The organism is Nocardia sp. CA-136227, from assembly GCF_050955695.1.
Classification (GTDB): domain Bacteria; phylum Actinomycetota; class Actinomycetes; order Mycobacteriales; family Mycobacteriaceae; genus Nocardia.
Genome location: NZ_CP192081.1, coordinates 4,521,576 through 4,542,021 on the forward strand (window position 1 = coordinate 4,521,576; position 20,446 = coordinate 4,542,021).

At 67.7% G+C, this 20,446-nt stretch carries 22 protein-coding genes; 15 read left to right on the top strand and 7 right to left on the bottom strand.

Annotation, left to right across the window (positions count from 1 at the left end; translation table 11 throughout):
- The first annotated feature begins 10 nt into the window (after positions 1–10).
- From ACQP06_RS20790 to ACQP06_RS20840, 11 genes are all read left to right on the top strand, one after another.
- Positions 11–1,036, top strand: a complete 1,026-nt coding sequence (locus ACQP06_RS20790; protein WP_433666170.1) for a FecCD family ABC transporter permease — start codon at positions 11–13, stop codon at positions 1,034–1,036.
- Positions 1,037–1,073: 37 nt separating this feature from the next.
- Complete coding sequence (locus ACQP06_RS20795) at positions 1,074–1,865, top strand: ABC transporter ATP-binding protein (RefSeq protein WP_433666171.1); 792 nt, start codon at positions 1,074–1,076, stop codon at positions 1,863–1,865.
- Between the two features lie 78 nt (positions 1,866–1,943).
- Positions 1,944–2,345 carry a BlaI/MecI/CopY family transcriptional regulator gene (locus tag ACQP06_RS20800; RefSeq protein ID WP_357200740.1) on the top strand — a complete coding sequence of 134 codons (402 nt, stop codon included), beginning with the start codon at positions 1,944–1,946 and terminating at the stop codon, positions 2,343–2,345.
- Between the two features lie 43 nt (positions 2,346–2,388).
- Positions 2,389–3,330, top strand: a complete 942-nt coding sequence (locus ACQP06_RS20805; RefSeq protein ID WP_357085127.1) for a M56 family metallopeptidase — start codon at positions 2,389–2,391, stop codon at positions 3,328–3,330.
- A 172-nt stretch (positions 3,331–3,502) separates the two neighbouring features.
- On the top strand, positions 3,503–5,008 hold the full coding sequence (locus tag ACQP06_RS20810; RefSeq protein ID WP_433673389.1) for a DEAD/DEAH box helicase: 1,506 nt from the start codon (positions 3,503–3,505) through the stop codon (positions 5,006–5,008).
- 213 nt (positions 5,009–5,221) lie between these two features.
- Positions 5,222–5,605 (top strand): hypothetical protein, encoded by a 384-nt coding sequence (locus ACQP06_RS20815; protein WP_433666172.1) that lies wholly within the window; start codon positions 5,222–5,224, stop codon positions 5,603–5,605.
- A gap of 284 nt (positions 5,606–5,889) precedes the next feature.
- Entirely contained in the window at positions 5,890–7,326 is a 1,437-nt protein-coding gene (locus ACQP06_RS20820) for a GuaB1 family IMP dehydrogenase-related protein (RefSeq protein ID WP_433666173.1), read from the top strand.
- Positions 7,327–7,684: 358 nt separating this feature from the next.
- Complete coding sequence (locus ACQP06_RS20825; protein WP_433666174.1) at positions 7,685–9,061, top strand: hemolysin family protein; 1,377 nt, start codon at positions 7,685–7,687, stop codon at positions 9,059–9,061.
- The gene (locus ACQP06_RS20830) at positions 9,054–10,118 is read left to right on the top strand and encodes a hemolysin family protein (RefSeq protein WP_433666175.1); all 1,065 of its coding nucleotides are present in this window, start codon (positions 9,054–9,056) and stop codon (positions 10,116–10,118) included. Before ACQP06_RS20825 ends, ACQP06_RS20830 begins: the two co-directional genes overlap by 8 nt.
- Positions 10,115–11,014 (top strand): 3-methyladenine DNA glycosylase, encoded by a 900-nt coding sequence (locus ACQP06_RS20835; RefSeq protein ID WP_433666176.1) that lies wholly within the window; start codon positions 10,115–10,117, stop codon positions 11,012–11,014. The genes ACQP06_RS20830 and ACQP06_RS20835 overlap by 4 nt, the downstream gene beginning before the upstream one ends.
- A gap of 415 nt (positions 11,015–11,429) precedes the next feature.
- Positions 11,430–13,223 carry a C39 family peptidase gene (locus ACQP06_RS20840; RefSeq protein WP_433666177.1) on the top strand — a complete coding sequence of 598 codons (1,794 nt, stop codon included), beginning with the start codon at positions 11,430–11,432 and terminating at the stop codon, positions 13,221–13,223.
- A 99-nt stretch (positions 13,224–13,322) separates the two neighbouring features.
- On the opposite strand, the gene ACQP06_RS20845 is transcribed toward ACQP06_RS20840, so the two are convergent.
- A complete protein-coding gene (locus ACQP06_RS20845; RefSeq protein ID WP_433666178.1) occupies positions 13,323–13,598 on the bottom strand; it encodes a hypothetical protein in 276 nt (91 codons plus the stop codon).
- A 235-nt stretch (positions 13,599–13,833) separates the two neighbouring features.
- On the opposite strand from ACQP06_RS20845, the gene ACQP06_RS20850 reads away from it, so the two are divergent.
- The 3 genes from ACQP06_RS20850 to ACQP06_RS20860 all read left to right on the top strand — a co-directional run bounded on the left by ACQP06_RS20850 (position 13,834) and on the right by ACQP06_RS20860 (position 15,070).
- Entirely contained in the window at positions 13,834–14,457 is a 624-nt protein-coding gene (locus tag ACQP06_RS20850) for a hypothetical protein (protein WP_433666179.1), read from the top strand.
- A gap of 74 nt (positions 14,458–14,531) precedes the next feature.
- Positions 14,532–14,936 carry a PaaI family thioesterase gene (locus ACQP06_RS20855; protein ID WP_433666180.1) on the top strand — a complete coding sequence of 135 codons (405 nt, stop codon included), beginning with the start codon at positions 14,532–14,534 and terminating at the stop codon, positions 14,934–14,936.
- Positions 14,937–14,947: 11 nt separating this feature from the next.
- Positions 14,948–15,070 carry a hypothetical protein gene (locus tag ACQP06_RS20860; protein ID WP_433666181.1) on the top strand — a complete coding sequence of 41 codons (123 nt, stop codon included), beginning with the start codon at positions 14,948–14,950 and terminating at the stop codon, positions 15,068–15,070.
- Between the two features lie 47 nt (positions 15,071–15,117).
- On the opposite strand, the gene ACQP06_RS20865 is transcribed toward ACQP06_RS20860, so the two are convergent.
- The gene (locus tag ACQP06_RS20865; protein ID WP_433666182.1) at positions 15,118–15,618 is read right to left on the bottom strand and encodes a hypothetical protein; all 501 of its coding nucleotides are present in this window, start codon (positions 15,616–15,618) and stop codon (positions 15,118–15,120) included.
- 144 nt (positions 15,619–15,762) lie between these two features.
- On the opposite strand from ACQP06_RS20865, the gene ACQP06_RS20870 reads away from it, so the two are divergent.
- Complete coding sequence (locus ACQP06_RS20870; protein WP_433666183.1) at positions 15,763–16,305, top strand: DUF6817 domain-containing protein; 543 nt, start codon at positions 15,763–15,765, stop codon at positions 16,303–16,305.
- On the opposite strand, the gene ACQP06_RS20875 is transcribed toward ACQP06_RS20870, so the two are convergent.
- The 5 genes from ACQP06_RS20875 to ACQP06_RS20895 form a co-directional block, all read right to left on the bottom strand.
- Positions 16,205–16,789: a DUF1353 domain-containing protein gene (locus tag ACQP06_RS20875; RefSeq protein WP_433666184.1), complete on the bottom strand. Its 585-nt coding sequence runs from the start codon at positions 16,787–16,789 to the stop codon at positions 16,205–16,207. The two genes, ACQP06_RS20870 and ACQP06_RS20875, sit on opposite strands and share 101 nt — an antisense overlap.
- 33 nt (positions 16,790–16,822) lie before the next feature.
- On the bottom strand, positions 16,823–17,545 hold the full coding sequence (locus tag ACQP06_RS20880) for an alpha/beta fold hydrolase (protein ID WP_433666185.1): 723 nt from the start codon (positions 17,543–17,545) through the stop codon (positions 16,823–16,825).
- Positions 17,542–18,189 (bottom strand): hypothetical protein, encoded by a 648-nt coding sequence (locus ACQP06_RS20885; RefSeq protein ID WP_433666186.1) that lies wholly within the window; start codon positions 18,187–18,189, stop codon positions 17,542–17,544. The genes ACQP06_RS20880 and ACQP06_RS20885 overlap by 4 nt, the downstream gene beginning before the upstream one ends.
- Positions 18,190–18,375: 186 nt before the next feature.
- Entirely contained in the window at positions 18,376–19,512 is a 1,137-nt protein-coding gene (locus ACQP06_RS20890; protein ID WP_433666187.1) for an NAD(P)/FAD-dependent oxidoreductase, read from the bottom strand.
- 97 nt (positions 19,513–19,609) lie between these two features.
- Positions 19,610–20,215 (bottom strand): DUF4232 domain-containing protein, encoded by a 606-nt coding sequence (locus tag ACQP06_RS20895; RefSeq protein ID WP_433666188.1) that lies wholly within the window; start codon positions 20,213–20,215, stop codon positions 19,610–19,612.
- Between the last annotated feature and the right edge of the window lie 231 nt (positions 20,216–20,446).

Below are 20,446 nucleotides of genomic sequence, written 5' to 3' on the forward strand. Positions count from 1 at the left end.
ATTCTCGTCCGTGCTGCGTCCGATGGCGCTGATCACCGTGATCTCGCTGGCGGCCTTGCTGTTCGGATTGTTCGCGCTGGACATCGCGGTGGGCGAGTTCCGGATTCCGGTCGGGCGCGTGCTGGATGTGCTGGGCGGCGGGGGGACTCGGGCGCAGCGGTTCGTGATCATGGATTCGCGGCTGCCCCGCGCGCTGACCGCCGTGGTGGTCGGGGCGGCGCTGGGGCTGGCGGGCGCGGTGACGCAGTCGATTCTGCACAACCCCCTGGCCAGCCCGGATCTACTCGGGATCACCTCGGGTGCGAGCGTCGGCGCGGTCGCGGTGCTGGTCGGACTCGGCGGGGCCGGGACGGGGACGGCTGCGGCACTCGGAGTTTCGGGGGCGGCGTTGGCGGGCGGGCTGCTGACCGCGGTGCTCATCTACCTGCTGGCCTGGGGACGGACCGCGTCCGGGGACGCCGGGGTGATGGGATTCCGGTTGGTGCTCATCGGCATCGGCGTCAACGCGGCGCTGCTGTCGGTGGTGAGCTGGCTGTTGACGCGGGCGACGCTCACCGACGCCGCGCATGCCCAGCAATGGCTGACCGGGTCGCTGAACATGGCCGACTGGTCGAGCCTGATCCCCGCCTCGATCGGCTTGGGTGTGGCGCTGCTCGTCACCGCCGGGTCGGCGCGCACGCTGGCCGCGCTGCGGTTCGGCACCGACACCACCCGCATTCTGGGCGTCCGCATCCAGACCCAGCAGGCGATCCTCATCGCCGCCGCGGTCGGCTGCACCGCACTGGCGACCGCCGCGGTCGGCCCGCTCGGCTTCGTGGGCCTGGCCGCGCCGCAGATCGCGCGGCGGCTGCTGCGCACACCCGGTGAACCGGTCATCGCGTCCGCGCTGGTCGGGGCAATCGCGGTGGTGGGCGCGGACCTGCTCGCGCGCACCGCGTTTCCGGTGTCGCTGCCCGTCGGTGTGGTCACCGCGGCCGTCGGCGGACCGTTCCTGCTGTATCTGCTCGTTCGCACCAACCGGAAGGCGACACTGTGACTTCGACGTCGGCTCCCGCGACTTCTAAGGTGGCACTGTGACTCTCGCTGCGGAATCCCTCACTCTCGGCTACGGCGAGCGGATCATTGTCGACGGACTCTCGGTCGACATCGAGCCCGGTCTCATCACCACCGTCATCGGCCCCAACGGCTGCGGCAAGTCCACCCTGCTGCGCTCCCTGGGCCGGCTGCTGCGCCCCAAGGCGGGCCGGGTCCTGTTGGACGGCAAGGCCATCGCCACCATGAAGACCAAGGACATCGCCCGCGTGGTCGGCATGTTGCCGCAGACGCCGGTCGCGCCCGAGGGTCTCACCGTCGCCGACCTGGTCGCCCGCGGCCGCCACCCGCACCAGTCGTGGCTACGGCAGTGGTCCGCCGACGACGAGACCGAAGTGCTGGCCGCGCTCGAACAGACCGGCATCGCGGACCTGGCCGGGCGCACCCTCGACGAGCTCTCCGGCGGCCAGCGCCAGCGCGCGTGGATCTCCATGGCCCTGGCCCAGGGCACCGACATCCTGCTGCTCGACGAGCCGACCACCTACCTCGATCTCACCCACGCCCTCGAGGTGCTGGACCTGGTCGACCGCCTGCACGACGACCTGGGCCGGACCGTGGTCATGGTGCTGCACGACCTGAACCTGGCGATCCGCTACAGCGACCGCCTGATCGTCATGCGCGACGGCCGCATCGAGGCCCAGGGCGCGCCGACGGACATCATCAATGCCGAGCTGCTGCTGGATGTGTTCAATCTGCGGGCCGAGGTGCTCGAGGATCCGGTGTCCGGGCGGCCCATGATCGTGCCGATCGGCAATCGTCACGTCATCGTATGAGGAATCCCACACCAGCAACCCGCCGGTTACGACGACCTGTAGTACGCATTGCTGTCGTTGCCTCCGTAAGCTGGTGGGATGGCAGGTCTTGGTGAACTCGAGAAAGCGGTCATGGACCAGTTGTGGTCGGCCGACGAACCGCAAACGGTCCGGCAGGTCCATGAAGCCCTCGCTGAGCGTCGTGAACTCGCGTACACCACGGTGATGACCGTTCTGCAACGCTTGGCGAAGAAGAACCTGGTGGTCCAGCAGCGCGACGACCGCGCACACCGGTACGCACCCGTGCACACCCGCGACGAACTCGTCGCCAGCCTCATGTTCGACGCCCTGCAGCAGGCGGACGAGGTGGGCAGCCGCCGCGCCGCGCTCGTGCACTTCGTCGAGCAGGTCGGCGCCGACGAGGCTGACGCATTGCGGGCCGCACTCGCTAAGCTCGAAGCCACCGAGGTGGCGCGCAAGGACAAACCCGAGTCCAAATAGCTGTACCCTCGGCCCGAGCCCCACAACGCAGTGAGCTGAGGACATGGACTGGACAGCGCCGGTATTCGCCGGTCTCGCCTTGTTACTGGCGGGACCGGTACCAGCGCTGCTCTCCCGGGCCACCTGGCCCTTCCGCAGTCCCCGTGCCGCTCTGGTGCTCTGGCAGGCCATCGCGCTGGCCGCGGTGCTCAGCGCCTTCGGCTCCGGCCTCGCCATCGCCTCCCGCCTGCTGGTCCCCGGCCCCGACGGCCGGCCGACCACCACCCCCAGCAAGGAAATCGATGTCCTCGGCCTGCCGCTGTGGCTGGGCCTGGTGCTGGTGTTCGCGCTCACCCTGCTGGTCGGGGCGCGGCTGATCTGGTCGGTGATCCGGGTCGGGATCCACACCCGTCGCCGCCGCGCCCGCCACCGCATGCTGGTCGATCTGCTCGATCAGTCCAGCGTGCAACGCAAATCGGCCGATATCCGGGTGCTCGCGGCCACCGAACCGATCGCCTACTGCCTGCCAGGGCTGCGCCGCCGCGTGGTGCTCAGCCAGGGCACGGTCACCAATCTGACCGACGAGGAACTCACCGCCATCGTCAGTCACGAACGCTCGCACCTGCGCGCCCGCCACGACCTGGTGCTGGAAGCCTTCACCGCCGCGCACGAGGCCTTTCCCCGCGTGGTCCGCTCCAAGTCCGCGCTGGACTCGGTGAAACTGCTCATCGAACTGCTCGCCGACGACTCCGCGGTCAAGGTCACCGGCCCCACCCCGCTGGCCCGCGCGCTGGTAGCCTGTTCGAATTCACCCGCGCCGCAGGGCGCGATGGCCGCGGGCGGACCCAGCACCCTGATCCGCATCCAGCGCCTCGCCGGTCCCATCGGCGACCTGCGCATCGCCGTCGCCGCCTACCTGGCCGCCGCCGCCATCCTCGTCGTGCCGACCCTCGCCGTCGCGATCCCCTGGCTGGTCGAGGTCAGCCGCCTGGTCAGCCGTGCCTGAACCCGCTCCACCCGCCCGCGAATCCGACTCGGGCGCGGACGGTTCCGCCGTGCCCGCCGAACGGTCCGGCAGCACGCCGAACCCGACACCCACCCGCCGCGGGCCCGCGGCGACGCCGAATCCCGATCCGGAGGCCACCATCCACACCGACCCGACATCCGCACCGACATCCATGGCGCCGACCCGATTCGCGGATCTCGGTCTGCCACCGGTGCTGGTGCAGGCGCTGCGGCGGGGCGGGATGGATACGGCGTTCCCGATTCAGGCCGCGGTCGTTCCCGATATTCTCGCGGGCCGCGACGTGCTGGGCCGGGCCGCGACGGGGTCGGGCAAAACGCTGGCGTTCGGATTGCCGATGCTGGTGCGGCTGTTCGGTGCGCCGAGCGCCCCCAAGCGGCCGCGCGGTCTGATCCTCGCGCCCACCCGGGAACTGGCGATCCAGATCGAGGCGGCACTGGACGAACCCGCGCTGTCGCTGGGCCTGCGCCTGGCCACCGCGGTCGGCGGGCTCCCGATCAAGAAGCAGGAGGAGCGGCTGGCGCGCGGCGTGGACGTGGTCATCGCGACGCCGGGCCGGTTGACCGACCTGCTCGGGCGGAAAGCGGTGCAGCTGGCCGACATTCGCGTGGTCACCGTCGACGAGGCCGACCACATGGCCGAACTCGGCTTCCTCCCCCAGCTCACGGCGCTGCTGAACAAGGTGCCCGACGACGCGCAGCAGCTGTTGTTCTCGGCGACGCTGGACGAGACCGTCGACGGGCTGGTGCAGAAGTATCTCCGCGATCCCGCCACCCACGCGATCGGCGCGACCACGGGGAACGTGGCGAATACGGCTGCGGCAAGCCGGGATTCAGACGCGCTCGCGGCGGATTCCGCGTCGGGCGCGCAATCGGCGGCGCTGGTCACAGGTTCGGCCACCTCGAGCACGGGAGACAACACACCGGGCACCAGGTCGGCGGCGGACTTGCCGGTCGGCACGGTCACGGGCGACCTCGGGAGAGTCGCCGCAGGACCGACGATCGCGCACTACGCCCTGCACGTCCGGCGACCCGACAAGCGCGCGGTGGTCAGTGAGATCGCCGCGCGGCAAGGCCGGACGCTGCTGTTCGTGCGCACCCAGCACGGAGCCGACAAGCTGGCGCGCAAGCTCCGCGAGATCGGGATCGGCGCGGTCGCCCTGCACGGCGGCAAGGCGCAGAACCAGCGCACTCGCATGCTCGCGGCCTTCGCCGACGGAACCGCCCCGGTGCTGGTCGCCACCGATGTGGCCGCCCGCGGGCTGCACATCGACGACATCTCGCTGGTCGTGCATGTCGACCCGCCCGCGGATCCCAAGGACTACCTGCACCGCACCGGCCGTACCGCCCGAGCGGGCGCCTCGGGCACGGTCGTCACCATCGTCACCCCCGATGACCGCGAGGAGGCGGCCCGGCTGGCGGAGCGCGCCTCGGTGACCCTCACCGACGTCGAGGTGCGCCCTGGTGATCGCCGCCTCGTCGAGATCACGGGAGCCCGCCGCCCGAGCGGCCGTCCGATCGCCGATCCCTCGGCCCCGCCCGCACCCGAGCGGAAGGCCGACAAGGAGCAGCCGCGCTTCCGGCAGCAGCGACCACAGGGCGAGAGCCGCGTGCACAACAAGAAGCGCAAGCCGGGCGCGGCCCGCCGTTCGTCCCGATGAGGGCGACACGTTTGTAGGTTCCTACGACACGCGGACACAAAGGGCACGACCTTTCCGGCAAATCCGACGAGATTGAGATAACTCGGAGCCGGAAAGCAGGCTCGGCAAATTTCTAGCAAACGTCAATAGGACCTGTGTAGTGCCTCAGGAATCGCCCTCTCCATTCCCAGCGGGGAATCGCGCACCAGGCGGCGAACGGCGAGCATCGAGACCATGCCCGAGCGAAACACCCTGCGCTACACCGTGATCACCTCCACCCCGGACGGCGGATCGGCCTTCACCGATGCCGAAATCCCGCTGGCCGATCGGACTCTCGCCGCCGGCGTGCCCGCCATGGCGGTGGGCCCGGTGCCCTCGATCCCGGGCGTGTCCTATCTCCGCAGCGGCGGCTTCGACAGCGCGCCGCATCCGGCCCCGACCAGGCAATGGGTGGTCATGTTGCGGGGCGCGATCGAGGTGACCACCACCGACGGCGAGCGCCGGCGGTTCGCACCCGGAGACCTGGTGCTGGCCGCCGACACCGAGGGCCTCGGTCATACGACCGTCGCGGTCGGGGCACCACCGTTCGAGGCGCTGTTCATCCCCACCCCGTCCTGAACCGACGGGATCAGATCAGGCCGGCGGTGCTGTCGACGACCTTCAACCGGTATTCGAAACGGTCGATGCGCCAGCCCTTTTCGGTCGCCGCAACCCCAGCACGTGGCTGCCGACGAACCACCGGTGGTGCCGCCGGTGGCATCGGTCTTCACTTGCACGGCGACGGCGTCGGCGTGCGCCGGCACGGTGTCGCCGGTGATCTCGATGAGCTGGTTGCCCGCGGCAATCGGAATTTCTTGGCAAGTCGCTGGCGAACGCACAGCATTCAGCTACCATGGTCCAACGTGCAGTTTCTTCCCGGGCAGACCCCGCCCTATGACCTGACCTACGACGACGTCTTCCTCGTCCCCCGCCGGACGGATGTGGCGTCCCGTTTCGATGTCGACCTGTCCACCTCGGACGGGACCGGCACCACCATCCCCCTCGTGGTCGCGAACATGACCGCTGTCGCCGGCCGTCGCATGGCCGAGACCGTGGCCCGCCGCGGCGGCATCGTGGTGCTCCCGCAGGATCTGCCGATCGCCGCGGCGTCCGACACCATCGCCTTCGTCAAGAGCCGCTCGCTCACCGCCGACACCCCCGTCGTGCTGGATCCCGAGCAGTCGGTCTCCGACGCGCTGGCCCTCATCCACAAGCGCGCCCACGGCGCTGTCGTCGTGGTCGAGAACGGCAAGCCGGTCGGCGTCGTCACCGAGGCGGCCTGCGCCGACGTGGACCGCTTCGCCCGGCTGAGCACCGTCGCCAACGACGACTTCGTCTCCGCCCCCGCCGACGCCTCCCCACGCGACGTCTTCGGCCTGCTCGAGGCCCGGCACGCGCACCTCGCGGTGCTGGTCAACCCTGACGGCACCCTCGCGGGCGTGATGACCCGCACCGGCACCATCCGCGCCGGCATCTACACCCCGGCCACCGACTCCGACGGCAAGCTGCGCATCGCCGCGGCCGTCGGCATCAACGGCGACATCCCGGCCAAGGCCAAGGCTCTGGTCGACGCGGGCGCCGACGTGCTGGTCATGGACACCGCGCACGGCCACCAGCAGAAGATGCTGGAGGCGCTGCGCTCGGTCGCCACCCTGGATCTGGGTGTGCCGCTGGTCGCGGGCAATGTGGTCGCCGCCGAGGGCACCCGGGACCTGATCGAGGCGGGCGCGGACATCATCAAGGTCGGTGTCGGCCCCGGCGCCATGTGCACCACCCGCATGATGACCGGCGTCGGCCGCCCGCAGTTCTCGGCCGTCGCCGAATGTGCCGCGGCCGCAGCGGAATTCGGCAAGCACGTGTGGGCCGACGGCGGCGTCCGCCACCCGCGCGACGTGGCCCTGGCGCTGGCCGCCGGCGCCTCGAACGTGATGATCGGCTCCTGGTTCGCGGGCACCTACGAGTCGCCCGGCGACCTGCGTGTCGACCGTGACGGCAACCGCTACAAGGAGTCCTTCGGCATGGCGTCCAAGCGGGCCGTGGCCGCCCGCACCGCCACCGACTCGGCGTTCGACCGGGCCCGCAAGGCGCTGTTCGAGGAGGGCATCTCGTCCTCGCGCATGCGGCTGGATCCCGAGCGTCCCGGTGTCGAGGACCTGATCGACCACATCACCTCCGGTGTGCGCAGCTCCTGCACCTACGCGGGCGCGCGCACCATCGGCGAGTTCCACGAGCGCGCCCTGCTGGGCATCCAGTCGGCCGCCGGTTTCGCCGAGGGCCGTCCGCTGCCCTCCGGTTGGTGATCGTCTCCCGCTAGTACTGCACAGCCCGAACCCGGCGGGTCCGCTCGGATCCGCCGGGTTTCGCGTGTGCGGACCCCTTTCCGCGTGTCACCGCCGGGTCGGCGCCGGATGATTCCCGGCGACCGTCCACTGTGATACGGCCCCGCTGTGCGGAAACCGGCGAAGCCGCCCGGTAGCATGGCCTGACCGGACCCAGGCACTGGGTATCCGTGGCGTACTCCGCCAGCAACCCCTGCGAAAGGAACCAGTTGTCACCCGCGTCCAAGGGCGCTTCACAGGAGGGCTCCTCTACCGAGCCGGGTGACAAACCCGGCTTCCCCGCAATACCGGCTTCGGAAACGGCCGGGTGGTGCTGACCGTGTCGGTTCTGCTCACCATTCTCAGTCTGCTCGGATTCATCGCTCTGACTGCCGGCACGGCCTTGTTCGTGGCCGCGGAATTCTCGCTCACCGCTCTGGAACGCTCCACCGTGGAGGCCCACGCCCGTGACGGCGACCGTCGGGCCCGGCAGGTGCGCCAGGCGCATCGCACCCTCTCGTTCCAGTTGTCGGGCGCTCAGCTGGGCATCACCATCACCACCCTGATCACCGGTTACATCGCCGAGCCCGTGCTGGCCCGGCTGCTGGAGCCGATGTTGAGCGCGTTCGGGCTGGGCATCGGGACCACGAAGGGCATCTCCCTGGCGCTGGCGCTGATCATCGCGACCTCGCTGTCGATGATCTACGGCGAGCTGGTGCCCAAGAACATCGCCATCGCCTCCCCGCTGGAGACCGCGCGCTGGACCGCGGGCCCGATGATCGCCTTCTCCAGCGTCTTCAAGTGGATGATCAATTTCCTGAACGGGGCCGCCAACTGGGCGGTGCGCCGAATGGGGATCGAACCGGCCGAGGAACTCCGGTCGGCGCGCTCACCGCAGGAATTGGGTTCGCTGGTGCGGACTTCCGCACTGCACGGGGCGCTCGATCAGCGCACCGCGCAGGTGGTGGATCGGTCGCTGCAGTTCGGTGATCGCACCGCGGAGGAGTTGATGACGCCGCGCATGACCATCGAAACCCTCGATCAGGACTGCACTCTCGCCGACCTGATCGACGCCGCGCGCGAAACCGGGTACTCGCGGTTCCCGGTGGTGGACGGCGATCTCGACAACACGCTCGGGTTCGTGCACATCAAGCAGACCTTCGTGCATCCGGTGAAGGACCGCCGCCAAATCACCTTGAAGTCCATCGCGCAGCAGGTGCCGGTGGTGCCGGCCAGCCTGGACGGCGACGAGGTGCTCGAGCGGGTGCGCCGCGACGGCATGCAGGTGGCGCTGGTGGTCGACGAGTACGGCGGCACCGCGGGCATCGTCACCATGGAGGACCTGATCGAGGAGATCCTCGGCGACGTGCGCGACGAGCACGACGAGGAGGAACTCGATGTGCGCCGCACGGCCAACGGCTGGAACTGCTCGGGCCTGATGCGCATCGACGAGGTGTCCCGCACCACCGGATACGACCCGCCCGAGGGTGAATACGAAACCTTGGGTGGCCTGGTCCTGACCCGTCTGGGCCGGATCCCCGAAACCGGCGACGAGGTGCTGCTGCCCGAACCCGGCAACAGCCAGCTCGAGCACACCCACACCCGGGGCGGCTGGATCGCCACGGTCGAGCGCATGGACGGGCGGCGCATCGACCGCGTCCTGATCCGGCCGATCGACGCCGAGGCCCTCGCGATCTGGGAGCAGACTCATGGGTGACCTGTACGCCGTCCTGTTGACGTTCCTGCTGCTGTTGGGCAACGCGTTCTTCGTCGGCGCGGAGTTCGCCTTGATCTCCGCGCGCCGCGACCGGCTCGAAGCGCTTGCGGCGCAGGGCAAGCGCAGCGCCAATACCGTCATCGAGGCGGGCCAGAACCTGTCGATGATGCTGGCGGCGGCGCAGCTGGGCATCACCATCTGCTCGATCCTGCTGGGCCGGGTGGGTGAGCCCGCAGTGGCGCATCTGCTGGAGAAGCCGTTCGATCTGGTGGGCGTGCCGGATTCGCTGCTGCATCCGGTCTCGTTCGCGCTGGCGTTGACGATCGTGGTGATCCTGCACATCCTGCTCGGCGAGATGATTCCGAAGAACATCGCGCTCGCCGGTCCGGAGCGCATGGCGCTGCTGCTGGTTCCGCTGCACCTCATGTGGCTGCGGCTGGCCAAGCCGTTGATCGCGGTCTACAACTTCGCGGCCAATATCTCGCTGCGGGCGTTGCGGATCGAGCCGAAGGACGAGCTGGATTCGACGGTGTCGTCGGACGAGCTGGCCGAGATGTTCGGTGAATCGCGCTCCGAGGGTCTGCTGGACGAGGAGGAGCATCGTCGCCTCACGCAGGCGCTGGGCTCGAGCGACCGGATCGTCGCCGATGTGATGGTGCCGCTGGCCAAGGCCCGCTCGGTGCCGTTGCGCGGCGACGGGACCACCCTCGGTGACATCGAATCCGCTGTCGCCGAGACCGGGTTCTCCCGTTACCCGGTTCGGGCGGACGACGGTTCGCTGGTCGGCTACCTCCACGTCAAGGATGTGCTCGACCTGACCGCCGACGAGGACGCGGGGCCGGGCACCCCGATCCCGCGCACCGATATCCGTCCGCTGCCCACCGTCAGCATGGGCACCACCTTGTTCGAGGCGTTGGCCCGGCTGCGCCGCACCAACTCCCATCTGGGTCGTGCGGTGGACAGTCGCGGCAATACCGTCGGCATCGTGGCGCTGGAGGATCTGGTGGAGGAGTTCGTGGGCACCGTCCGCGACGCCACCCACCGTCTCGCCGAATGATGAACGCCCGCATCGATTGCTCCGTGCTGTCCGGTCCCGCGTGGCGGGACCGGGCGGCCGCCCACCGCGCCCGCGTCGACGCGCTGCTCGGGCCGTACCTCGACCGGCGCGCGGCGGGCACCAAACACCCGGTGATCGACTTCCTGTTCACCTATTACGGCAACAAGCCCGCGCAGCTGAAGCGCTGGCATCCTGGTTTCGGTGTGGCGCTGACCGATGCCGAGGAGTACACGGGGTCCCGCGGCTACCGCCAGATCTCGGTGGACTCCCCCGACGGTCCGCCCGTGACCGGCTGGACCGCCGACCCGGCCTTCCTCGAAAAGCGCCGCGACACGGTCGAATTCGTCGTATCACTGCTCTCCGCGACCGCGGCCCGCCCCGCGCAACTGTCCTGCTTCGGCCTCCACGAGTGGGCCATGGTCTACCGCACCGACGATGTCCGCCACCAGCAGGTCCCCCTCCGTCTGGGCTCCTCCGGCACCGACGCCGTCGTCGAATCCATGCAGATCCGCTGCACCCACTTCGACGCCTTCCGCTTCTTCACCCCCGCGGCCGTCCCCCTCAATATCGAGCCGCTCACCCGCGACTCCCAGATCGCCCGCGAGCAACCCGGCTGCCTCCACGCGAATATGGACATCTACAAGTGGGGCTTCAAGCTGACCCCCTTGATCAGCTCGGATCTGCTGTTCGACGCCTTCGAACTGGCGTGCGCCGCCCGCGAGCTCGACATGAAGGCCAGCCCCTACGACCTGCTGGACTACGGCTACGAGCCCATTCGCATCGAAACACCTTCCGGCAGAGCTGAATACGTGCGCGGCCAAGCCGATATCGCGGCTCGATCGGAACTCCTGCGCACTCGCCTGCTCGACGCCGCCCGACAGCTGCTGAGCAGATAGCCGCGAATGACATCCCGGATTCGATGCGTTTGCAAACAAATGATATTCGTGACCGTTGTGACGGATTAGTCCGGCTTCCGAATGGCGCTGACGTGCACTATTATCAGAAAATCTCGACTGCACACTGGCCGATTGGCACATTCGACTACAGGTTCGGACGGCTAAGGAATTTGGGGGGCAGGGTTGGATAGGGCACCCGGTCGGCGCATCTGACAGGAATAGTGCCACGTATCCGTCCCAGGTCGGCGGATCGGTCACACTCGTCGTCATCTTCGACAGTTCCTGGTGTCGCCCGCGCGCGCTCACGCCCAATTAGAAGACCGACTGGCATCGTTCACGAACGACGGGGGGGATCACGGGGGCTCCGAGGTGCTGCCCCACCTCGAAATGCAGCCCAATAAACGGAATATGCGACATGCCGTTTATTCAGAATGCTCGTTCGGCGACGCACGCAACGGAATCTTTTCGCGATCACGCGAATTCTCGAAGGGTGCGCATCTGCTTTCGACATAGGAGGGGCAAAGCTATGACACGGGATCAAGTCGCCCAAGCGATTATCGTGGAGGGGCAGCGACGCGGAATCAGTCAGCGCGGCATCGTGATCGCACTGGCGACAGGGCTCGTCGAGTCGAACTTGACGATCTACGCGAATCCCGCGGTGCCGGAGTCCATGCAGCTCGAACACGATGCCGTGGGGACCGACGGCTACTCGGTGGGCGTGTTCCAGCAACAAATCCGGCAGGGCGACAACGGCGAGTACTGGTGGGCGGATTGCGCGACCTGCATGAACCCGACCACGTCGGCGGGGCTGTTCTACGAGCGGCTCGCGAGGCTGGACTACAACGGTCCGGATTCACCCGGTTCGTATGCCCAAGAAGTGCAGCGGTCGGCATTCCCCGATCGGTACGACGAACGCATGGCCGACGCCCAGGAGATCTATGACCGGCTGGCTTCGGTATCGCCGGGTGGGGTACCGACGGAGAAGGAACTCCCCTACGACAGGTCGATCGTCCCGCAGGAGAGGTTCTTCTGGTGCGGTCCGGCGGCGACCCAGATCGTGTGCAATTCGTGCGGGGTGAATCTCTCCGAGCAATATTTGGCCACCGAGATCGGGACCACCGAGAACGGGACCGATTACGTCGGTTTGATCACTCCGGTGTTGAACAGGATTCTGCCCGCCGCGAAGTATGTCGACACGTACATGCACGATGATCCGCCGACCGGCGCTCAGAAGGATCGATTGTGGAACGACATCGTCAGTTCGATCGACGCCGGCTTCGGTGTGGTCGCGAATATCGATGCCCCGCCGAACAACTACCCGCAAGGCGTCAAGGGTTCGGTATCGCCCGTCTACGGCGGCGGTGAAGTATTCCATTACATCGCGTTGATGGGCTATGACAGCGCGTTCCCGCGTGCGGTGTGGGTCGCCGACAGCGGATTCAGCCCGTACGGGTATTGGATCGGCTTCGATCAGCTCGCGACACTGATCCCGCCGAAGGGCTATACCTCGGCTACCGCGGCCCCGATGCCCACGTTGCCGATCGGAGACGTGTGGATCCAGCTCTTCGGCGACGGCGGCAACAACGCACCCGGAACGGGTTGGCCCCAGCTGGGCGGGCGAACCGTCGTCGACGAATTCGCCGCGATCGGCCAGAAGCTGAAGATCAGCGGCTTCGCGGCTCCCACCGCCGCGGTCAACGTGCCGTTCCCGGTGGGCGTCGACGGTCAGGTCCGCGACGTGTGGATCCAATTCTTCGGCGACGGTGACGACTTCACACCGGGAACGGGATGGCCGCAGCTCGGTGGCCACACCCTCGTCGACGGTGTCGCCGCCATCGGCCAGAAGCTGAAGATCACCGGCTTCGGCGCTCCCACCGGTGCGACCAATGTGCCCTTCCCGACCGGCGCCGGGGGGCAGATCCCCGACGTGTGGATCCAGCTGATGGGTGTGGGCGGCACCGGCTGGCCGCAGCTGGGCGGGCGGACGTTGGTCGACGGCGTGGCCGCCATCGGCCAGAAGCTGGCAATCGACGGCTTCGCGCCTCCTCCCGGCCCACCCCAGGTCTCCTTCCCCTCCCGGATCGCCGACCAGGTCAGGGACCTCGAGATCCAGTTCATGGGCGTTACCGGCAATGGATGGGAACAGCTGGGTGGCCACACCCTTGTCGACGGTCTCGCCGAGATCGGAAAGGCGACCAAAACACCCTGACGCGCACGACGTAGTACTGCTCGAGCGAGGCGGCCGTCCGAGGCAGCGGCCGCCCCGCACGAGAGCTGCTATCCGGTGAAACCCACTGTCACTCAGCAGTCATCGCGCGACGTCCTCCCCCATCCACCACGCTTGGAGTTCGTCCTCCTCGTAGTACTCCGGCGGCGGGCGCAGCCCGGAGGGCAACTCGAGTGTCGTCGCTCCCGTCCGCACCGCGATCGCCCGAATCTCCCTGAGCGCGGGCATCTCCCAAGGCTCCTCGGTATAGAAGTCCGGCAGCAGAGCGGTCGGCCCCAACGCGTGCCACGTGCCGATCACCCCGACCTCCCCCTCGGCTTCGGCCGCGACCACGACCTCACGAACCACATCGGCCAACGCCACTCGACATGAAGGGCGGCCCCTACGACCTCCTCCGCACCCGCCTGCTCGACGCTTCCGCGAGCTCCTCACCACCGAGCACTAGACCGTGTGCCGACCGGTCTCGTTGTTGCGGTGCTCACGAATTACGTTTGTTTACAAACGATCTCGTGATTTTCGGATGAAACAACGCCACCCGTTCGAGCGATTCACTGAGCACGTTGCTGTTGTGTCGATACAGGGGGAGGCCGGCATGATCGAGGTTTCAGCAATCGTCGCCTACCTTGCGGGTGCAGCCGGACTCGCCGGCGGGCGCTGGGTAGATAAGCACTTCGATCTCGCGCTCACAGCACTGACCGACGCCGTGATCCGGAAGATTGGGCGGCAATCTGTCTCACAGCTACGTGAGAACCCCGATAGTGTCAGGGCCCGCAACCAGGTTGCCGATGCGATCACCCGTGAAGCGGCAACCGACGAGAAGTTCGCTCAGGAACTGAGTGACATCCAGCGAAGGCTCGACAGCCTCGACGGACGGTCATGGATCGCACACATCGACAACTCGACGCACACCGTGTCCCAGACCGTGCACACTGGTTTCGCCGTCGGCAGGGACAACCACCAAACCGTCAACAACAACGTCGACATCCCAGACCCTGATGACCTGTCAAGGGCTCCGCACTGGACGCGAGTACTCATCTGGATCGGCTATATCATCGGCTTCTCCGGCTTCTTCTTCATGATGGCCTCGATGAACCACAGCGCCACAGACAGCGACAGACAAACAGGATTCGCGATCTTCGCCGTAGGTGCGGTCATAGTCGCGTTCGCCCAACTCGGAGCACAAACGTCCAAGCCGCGACGGAGAGACCGGCAGTAGCCTCGAGCTTCGATGCGCCCAAGGCGACTATGCCGACTCAGCCCGCGCGGTCCCGGGCGTAAGCTCCCGACGATATGACGAAACCTGTGAATCTCGACGGCGGCTTCGGCGCGCTCATCGGTTTGGATATGGTCGAATTCGATCAGCCCGGCGCACGCAGTGTCTGCCGGATCGCCGTCGCCGATCAGCACCTCAACCCGCACGGCGTGCTGCACGGCGGGGCGATGTATTCGATGGCCGACCAGGGCATGGGCGCGGCCGTGTACTGCGTGCTCGCCGAGGGCGAATCCTGCGCCACCATCGAGATCAAAATCGTCTACCTCGCCGCCGTCCGCGACGGCGTCGTCGAATGCGAATCCCGCGTGATCAACCGAGGCCGACGCGTCATCACCCTGGAATCGGAAATCCGAAACGCAGGCCGCCTGGTGGCCAAGGCCCTGGGCACCTACGCCGTCTTCCCCGCTAAAGTGCGCGACTGAGCCCGAGGCTCTTGTCGGACCCAACCGACGCCTGCCGCGGCGGGGGTCAGCACATGCCCGACCTCACCCCGTTGCGAGACGTCGACAACCTGCACTTGGCCCGCGCCCTCGCGGATTTCGACGCCCGGGCGTGAGACCGGGCCGGGCGTGGTGCCCGGCCCGGTTGCTCGGCTAGCCGGGTTCAGCCGCAGGCCGGGGAGGTTTGGTTGGCCAGGGAGAGGAGGTTGCAGATCCAGTCTTTCTGGACTTTCCATTTGCCGTCTTCGGCGACGAAGGGGACGACGGCCTGTTGGGGAGCGCCGCCGCCGATGGCGGCCTGGGCGTCGGCGGTGAGGGTGCCGTTGCCGAGGTCGACGACGTTGGTGACGGTGATGGAGGCGTTGTTCTGCTTGTAGGCCTCGATGATTCGGGTCGGGAGGCTCGGGTCGGCCTGCATGCCCTGCATGAGGTCGAGCTTCTCGGCGTCGGGGACGGCGGGGTCGAGGACCTTCTGCATGGCGGTGTTCAGCTCGGTGGCGGACGGGGCGGGCGGGTATGCCTGTCCGGAGGCCGTTTTCGACGTCGAGGACTTGGCGGGGGTATGGCCCGGGTGCTTCTCACCACTGCCACATGCCGACAGACCGAGCACGGTCACGACAGCCAACGCCACCACGGCGAGACGTCCACTCAGACGGAGCTTCACTACACATCCTTCACACATTCCGAATACTTCCGTCACACAAGATGACTGGGAGAAGCTCCCGGAACAAGTCGAGGGGGGCGCTTTCAGTCCGAACCCTCATAATTGCCGCTGATCATCGCGACCGACCCCGGGTAGGTTGGAGCGGTGGCGGTTGAACGGGAACAGGTCGAGCTTTTCCTCCGCGATCTGGGCGCGGAACAGATTCCGCACCCCGGGGGCACACTGATGACGCATCTCGCGCGGGTCGCCGACCTGCTGGCCCGGTGGGGCGCGGACGCTGATGTCCAGTACGCGGGGCTCTGTCACGCGATGTACGGCACCGACGGATTCGATCGGTCACTGCTCGAGGTGTCGGAGCGGGCGAAGCTGGCCGCCCTGATCGGTTCGCAGGCAGAGGAACTGGTCTACCTTTACGGCAGTTGTGACCGGTCCGCGGTGTACCCGCGGTTGGGCGCGACGCCCACCGTGTTCACCGACCGGTTCACCGGCCGGGAACACGACGTGGACGACGACGCGCTACAGGCGTTCCTGGAGATCACCGCCGCCAACGAACTCGATGTCATGGTGCACAACACCGAGCTCGCCGCTATGCACGGAGCCGCTCTGTATCAGCTGTTCGCGCGAACGGCGGATCATCTGTCGCCGGCGGCCCTGCAAGCGTGGCGAAACCGGTTCGGGCCACGGTGATCCGAGGCGCTTCCGTCGCGGGTGCCGTGCAGAGCCGGAACAGCAGCAGGAACAGGCAGTCGATGAGGAACGGGACTGCCAGGAATGCCACCGCGGGGAACGCGATCAGAAGGAAGCGCAGCCATTCGCGGACTCCGGCACCCGCCATGCGCCCGCCGAAACGGACGGCGGCCCACATCATCCACCGCTGAGGCGTCGAGACACCGCATTCGCGGAGCATGCGCCGGAAGATGCCGTCGGCATCGGAACGGCCGACGGGCGCGACCTCGCACAGGTAGTCGTGCAGGATCGCCGCGCGGGTGTAGGCCCCGTAGCGGGGGATCAGCCAGATCAGGGGCCTGGGGACAGAGGCGAAGTCGGTGATGAAACCGACTGGCACGCTGAAGGTGTCGGCGACCGCGCGGTAGGTCAGCGGTGCTTGCAATCGCCACCGGAGCGCGTCGACCTCCTCGACGACCACGGCTTGTTCACCGAGGAACGGCATCGAATCCTCCTCGCCACGATGCGGTGCGGTCGGTCATCGCGGCAGCTCCTGGTTCAGAGCGTCGGCGAGCGCTTTGCAGTGGCCCTCGGCGAGGTAGGCGGTGGTGTGGCGGCCGTCGGTGAAGTAGCCCTTCATCCAGGCCAGCGCGCCGCCCCAGTCCTGCCATCGATCGACGTTCCACCACGGCTGCATGCTGCGGTTCGTCGCGGTGTCGATCATGTGCTGCGCCCAGCGCGTGGCGGCTTCGGGGGAACTCAGCGAATAGAACTCGGTCATATCGGCCAAGCTGCGCAAGGGATTTCCCGCCGGGAGCGACGTGATCGGGTCGCCGGCGGCGGCGACCCACCAGGTCGGCAGGCCGGTGTCGCGTTCGCCGGAGATCCCCCAGCCGCCCGGGTCGATACCGACGCAGCGACCGCGCGGACGGGACGGGTCGGCGATCAACGCCACGCCGCGCACATCCAGTTCCGGATGCTGTCCCGCCGAAATCTCGGCCGCGACATCGCCCGCGATCTGCGCGCCCTGCGAATATCCGCCGAGCACAACGGGATTCGGGCTCGCACCGATCGCGCCGAGCAGCGCCTCACGGCCCGCCGCGCGGCTGTCCGCGTAGGTGCCGGGACTGCCGTACTCGGCGGGATAGTCGACGATGCGGGTGGTGAATTCCGCGGGGTCCAGGTCGCGCAGGAACTCCTCGCTGATGTTGTCACCGCCGTGCGGGCAGAATGTGCCGGGCACCATGAGAACGTCGATCATGACCGCACTCCGGTTCGCGCGGTGACGATTCCGCAGGCGGCCGCCAATTCGTCGGGCGACAAACCGTCGGCGCTGTTCATGTCACACGGCCCGAACGGGTCGCAGCCCTCGGGCAGTCCGCCACCCCACCCCTGTCCGTCGGTGTATTGATGCGCGACCTGTCCCGGCAGTTGCGGATCGTTGCCGTAGCCCGCCGCCACCACACGCAATCCCTCGGGCCGGGTGGGCCACATGGATGCGAAGTCGGAGGCATTGGCGTACCCGATGACCCGGCGCGGATCACCGAGCCAGTCGGCGGCCGCCCAATAGGCGCGATTGACCCCGTCGGATTGGTCGCCGGACGGATTGCCGCCCTGTTCGACATCGAGCATCACGATCATCCGCGGGTGCGGTCCCCCCGCCTCGGTGACCATGTCGATGCAGGTCCGCACCGTCTCCTGCCAATTCGGACGCCAGTAGAAATAGACGATGAAGCACGCGAGTCGCCCGGAATCGGCTGCGGCGGTGGCCCATCGATAGTTGTGCGCGAAGTGGTCGTCGCGGAATGTGCCGTCATTGCTGCGAAACGACAGCACTTCGTACGGATAGTCGTCGTTGACGGGCGCCTGAAAAGTGGACACGTCAGCGAACAAGGTGTCGGTCATGAAGTTCTCCCCCAGTACAGATCGGCGGTCTCTCCCACCGCCGATCACGAAGGTAGAACCCGATGCCCCCGATCCACCACGCATTTATTCCGAACCATCGAAAAAGACGCGGTCACACCGCTTTTCCGAGTTTCCGGACCGGACGAATCCGGCGGGGACCATGCCCGCCGCACCGGTCCCGCGGAGTCAGGAACCGAACCAGCGCCGCCGCCGAGCGGCCGCGAATTCGGCTTTCTCCTCGGCGAATTCGGCGGATGGCCCGAGGAATGGGGCGACGGGCGCTGGGCCGGAGAGGAAGTCCGCTTCGACTTTCCCGACGAGGCCCCCGCCGAACTCGATGTGGCACGTGCCCTGTCCCAGATACCTGCCGTCGCGGGGACTGTCGTGCAGGCGGGCGATGATGTCGGCCGCGACGGTTCGGGCCGCCGTCTCGGCGAATACGCCCGCGCGGGGCACGGGGGCATCGGCGCAGTCGCCCAGTGCGTACACCCCGGGGTAGGGGGTGGCCAGGGTGGCCGCGTCGACATGGATCCAGCCGTCCACTCCCCCGGCGGTCAGCCCGGACACCTGCACGACCTCCGGAACCCGGTGCCGGGGAATGCCGATGAACAGGTCGTAGGGCAGGTCCCCGGCTCGCGTCGACGCGGTGTGCGTCGCCGGGTCCAGGGCACGTACCCGCGTTCCGGGCGTGTACTCGATGCCACGGTCGGCGAGTGCGCCGAGGATCGCGGTATTGGAGCTCGGCGACACCGGAATGGGTGAGTCCATCGGGGTGATCAGTCGCATGCGGGTGGCCTCGCGCAGGTCGCGTCGCACGAGCTCCTCATGGAGCAGCAGCGCGCCTTCGTACGGTGCCGGCGGGCACTTGAAAGGGACGCTCAGGATCGACATCAGGATGGTGCCGCCGGTGAAGGCGTCGAGGCGTCGCCGCAGCCGGTGGACGCCCGCGAGCGAGTAGTACTCGTGACCGTCCTCGACGAATCCGGGGGTGGCGGCGCAGTCGTACTCCGCACCCAGCGCGACGACCAGCGTGTCCGGCGCGTACCCACCTCGATCGGTGGTGACCGTGCGGCGGGCGGGGTCGATGGCGGTGACCGTTTCACGCCGGAACTCCACGGCCGGAAGGTCGATGGCGTCATAGGGAGTCCGGACCTCGTCGACGGTGCGCCCCCGGAACAGGACGTCCAGCTTGGCGAAGCCGAAGACGAACCCTTCGGCGCAATCCAGCAAGGTCACCCGGACCTCGTCCGGTACGGACCCGGACAGACCCGCGGCGAGTTCGAGCCCACCGAACCCCGCACCGAGGATCAGAACGGTGTGCATCGTTCGAGTATGCGCCCGATCGCGTCGACCGTGTGCTCAGAATTTGCGGTACATGATTGCCGGCCCGTGATCACCGACGATGACGCAGCCTGGCGGCCTAAGCCGTGACCGGGTGGATCTTCAAGTTGCAGGTGTCGAGGGCCTCGTCCACCACTCGGGTGTCGGTCGAGTTGGGCGGGGTTACTTGGGTTTTGACGACCTTGGATTCAGGTTTGCCGTAGACACCACAGGCCACCGATTCGGCGATGGCTTTGGCGGGGTGACCGGACTTGACGACCACGGTGGGTTCGGGGTCGCCGGAGGGTTGCGGGCTCATGTATCCGGAGGCGGTGCGTTCGGCGTGGATGACCTCACCGGTGGAGGTGGTGAGGTCGAGCCCGGGGTAGCCCTTCAGGGTGCAGGCCTGCGCGGGATTGGCGATGGAGAAGGTGAGGGTGATGCCGTGGTGACTCATGGCCGCGCCCAGCCCGGTGGCGGTGACGTCGACCTGTCCGGGGGCGCAGGCGGCGATCGGGGTGTCTGCCGGCGCGGGGTTCCCGGTGGGGGCAGTGCCGGGGTTTCCGGCACTCGGACTGCCGGCACTGGGTGAGACGGCCGGGATCGCCGAGCTCGGCGTCGCGGTCGGGGTGGCCCCATCCGTGCAGCCGGTGACGCCCGCGATCACCGTGCAGGCCAAGAGCATCGCGAATCCCGTAGAGCGCATCGCCCACCTCCGTCGTCGAATCATCGCAGCCTTTCAAGATCGACTGGGCGACCGGCTCTGTTAACCGCTGCGGCAACGGGTTTCGGATGCGCGCGACGGACCCGAGCACCCACTGGCAGCGACTGTCACAGACAATTTTCCCTCCGGATCTACCGAGCGGTCAGTTTATGAGTTAGCGTTCGAGATGTAACCGTGACCACATCGCACAGGAAATGTGCCTCCGGTCACTGT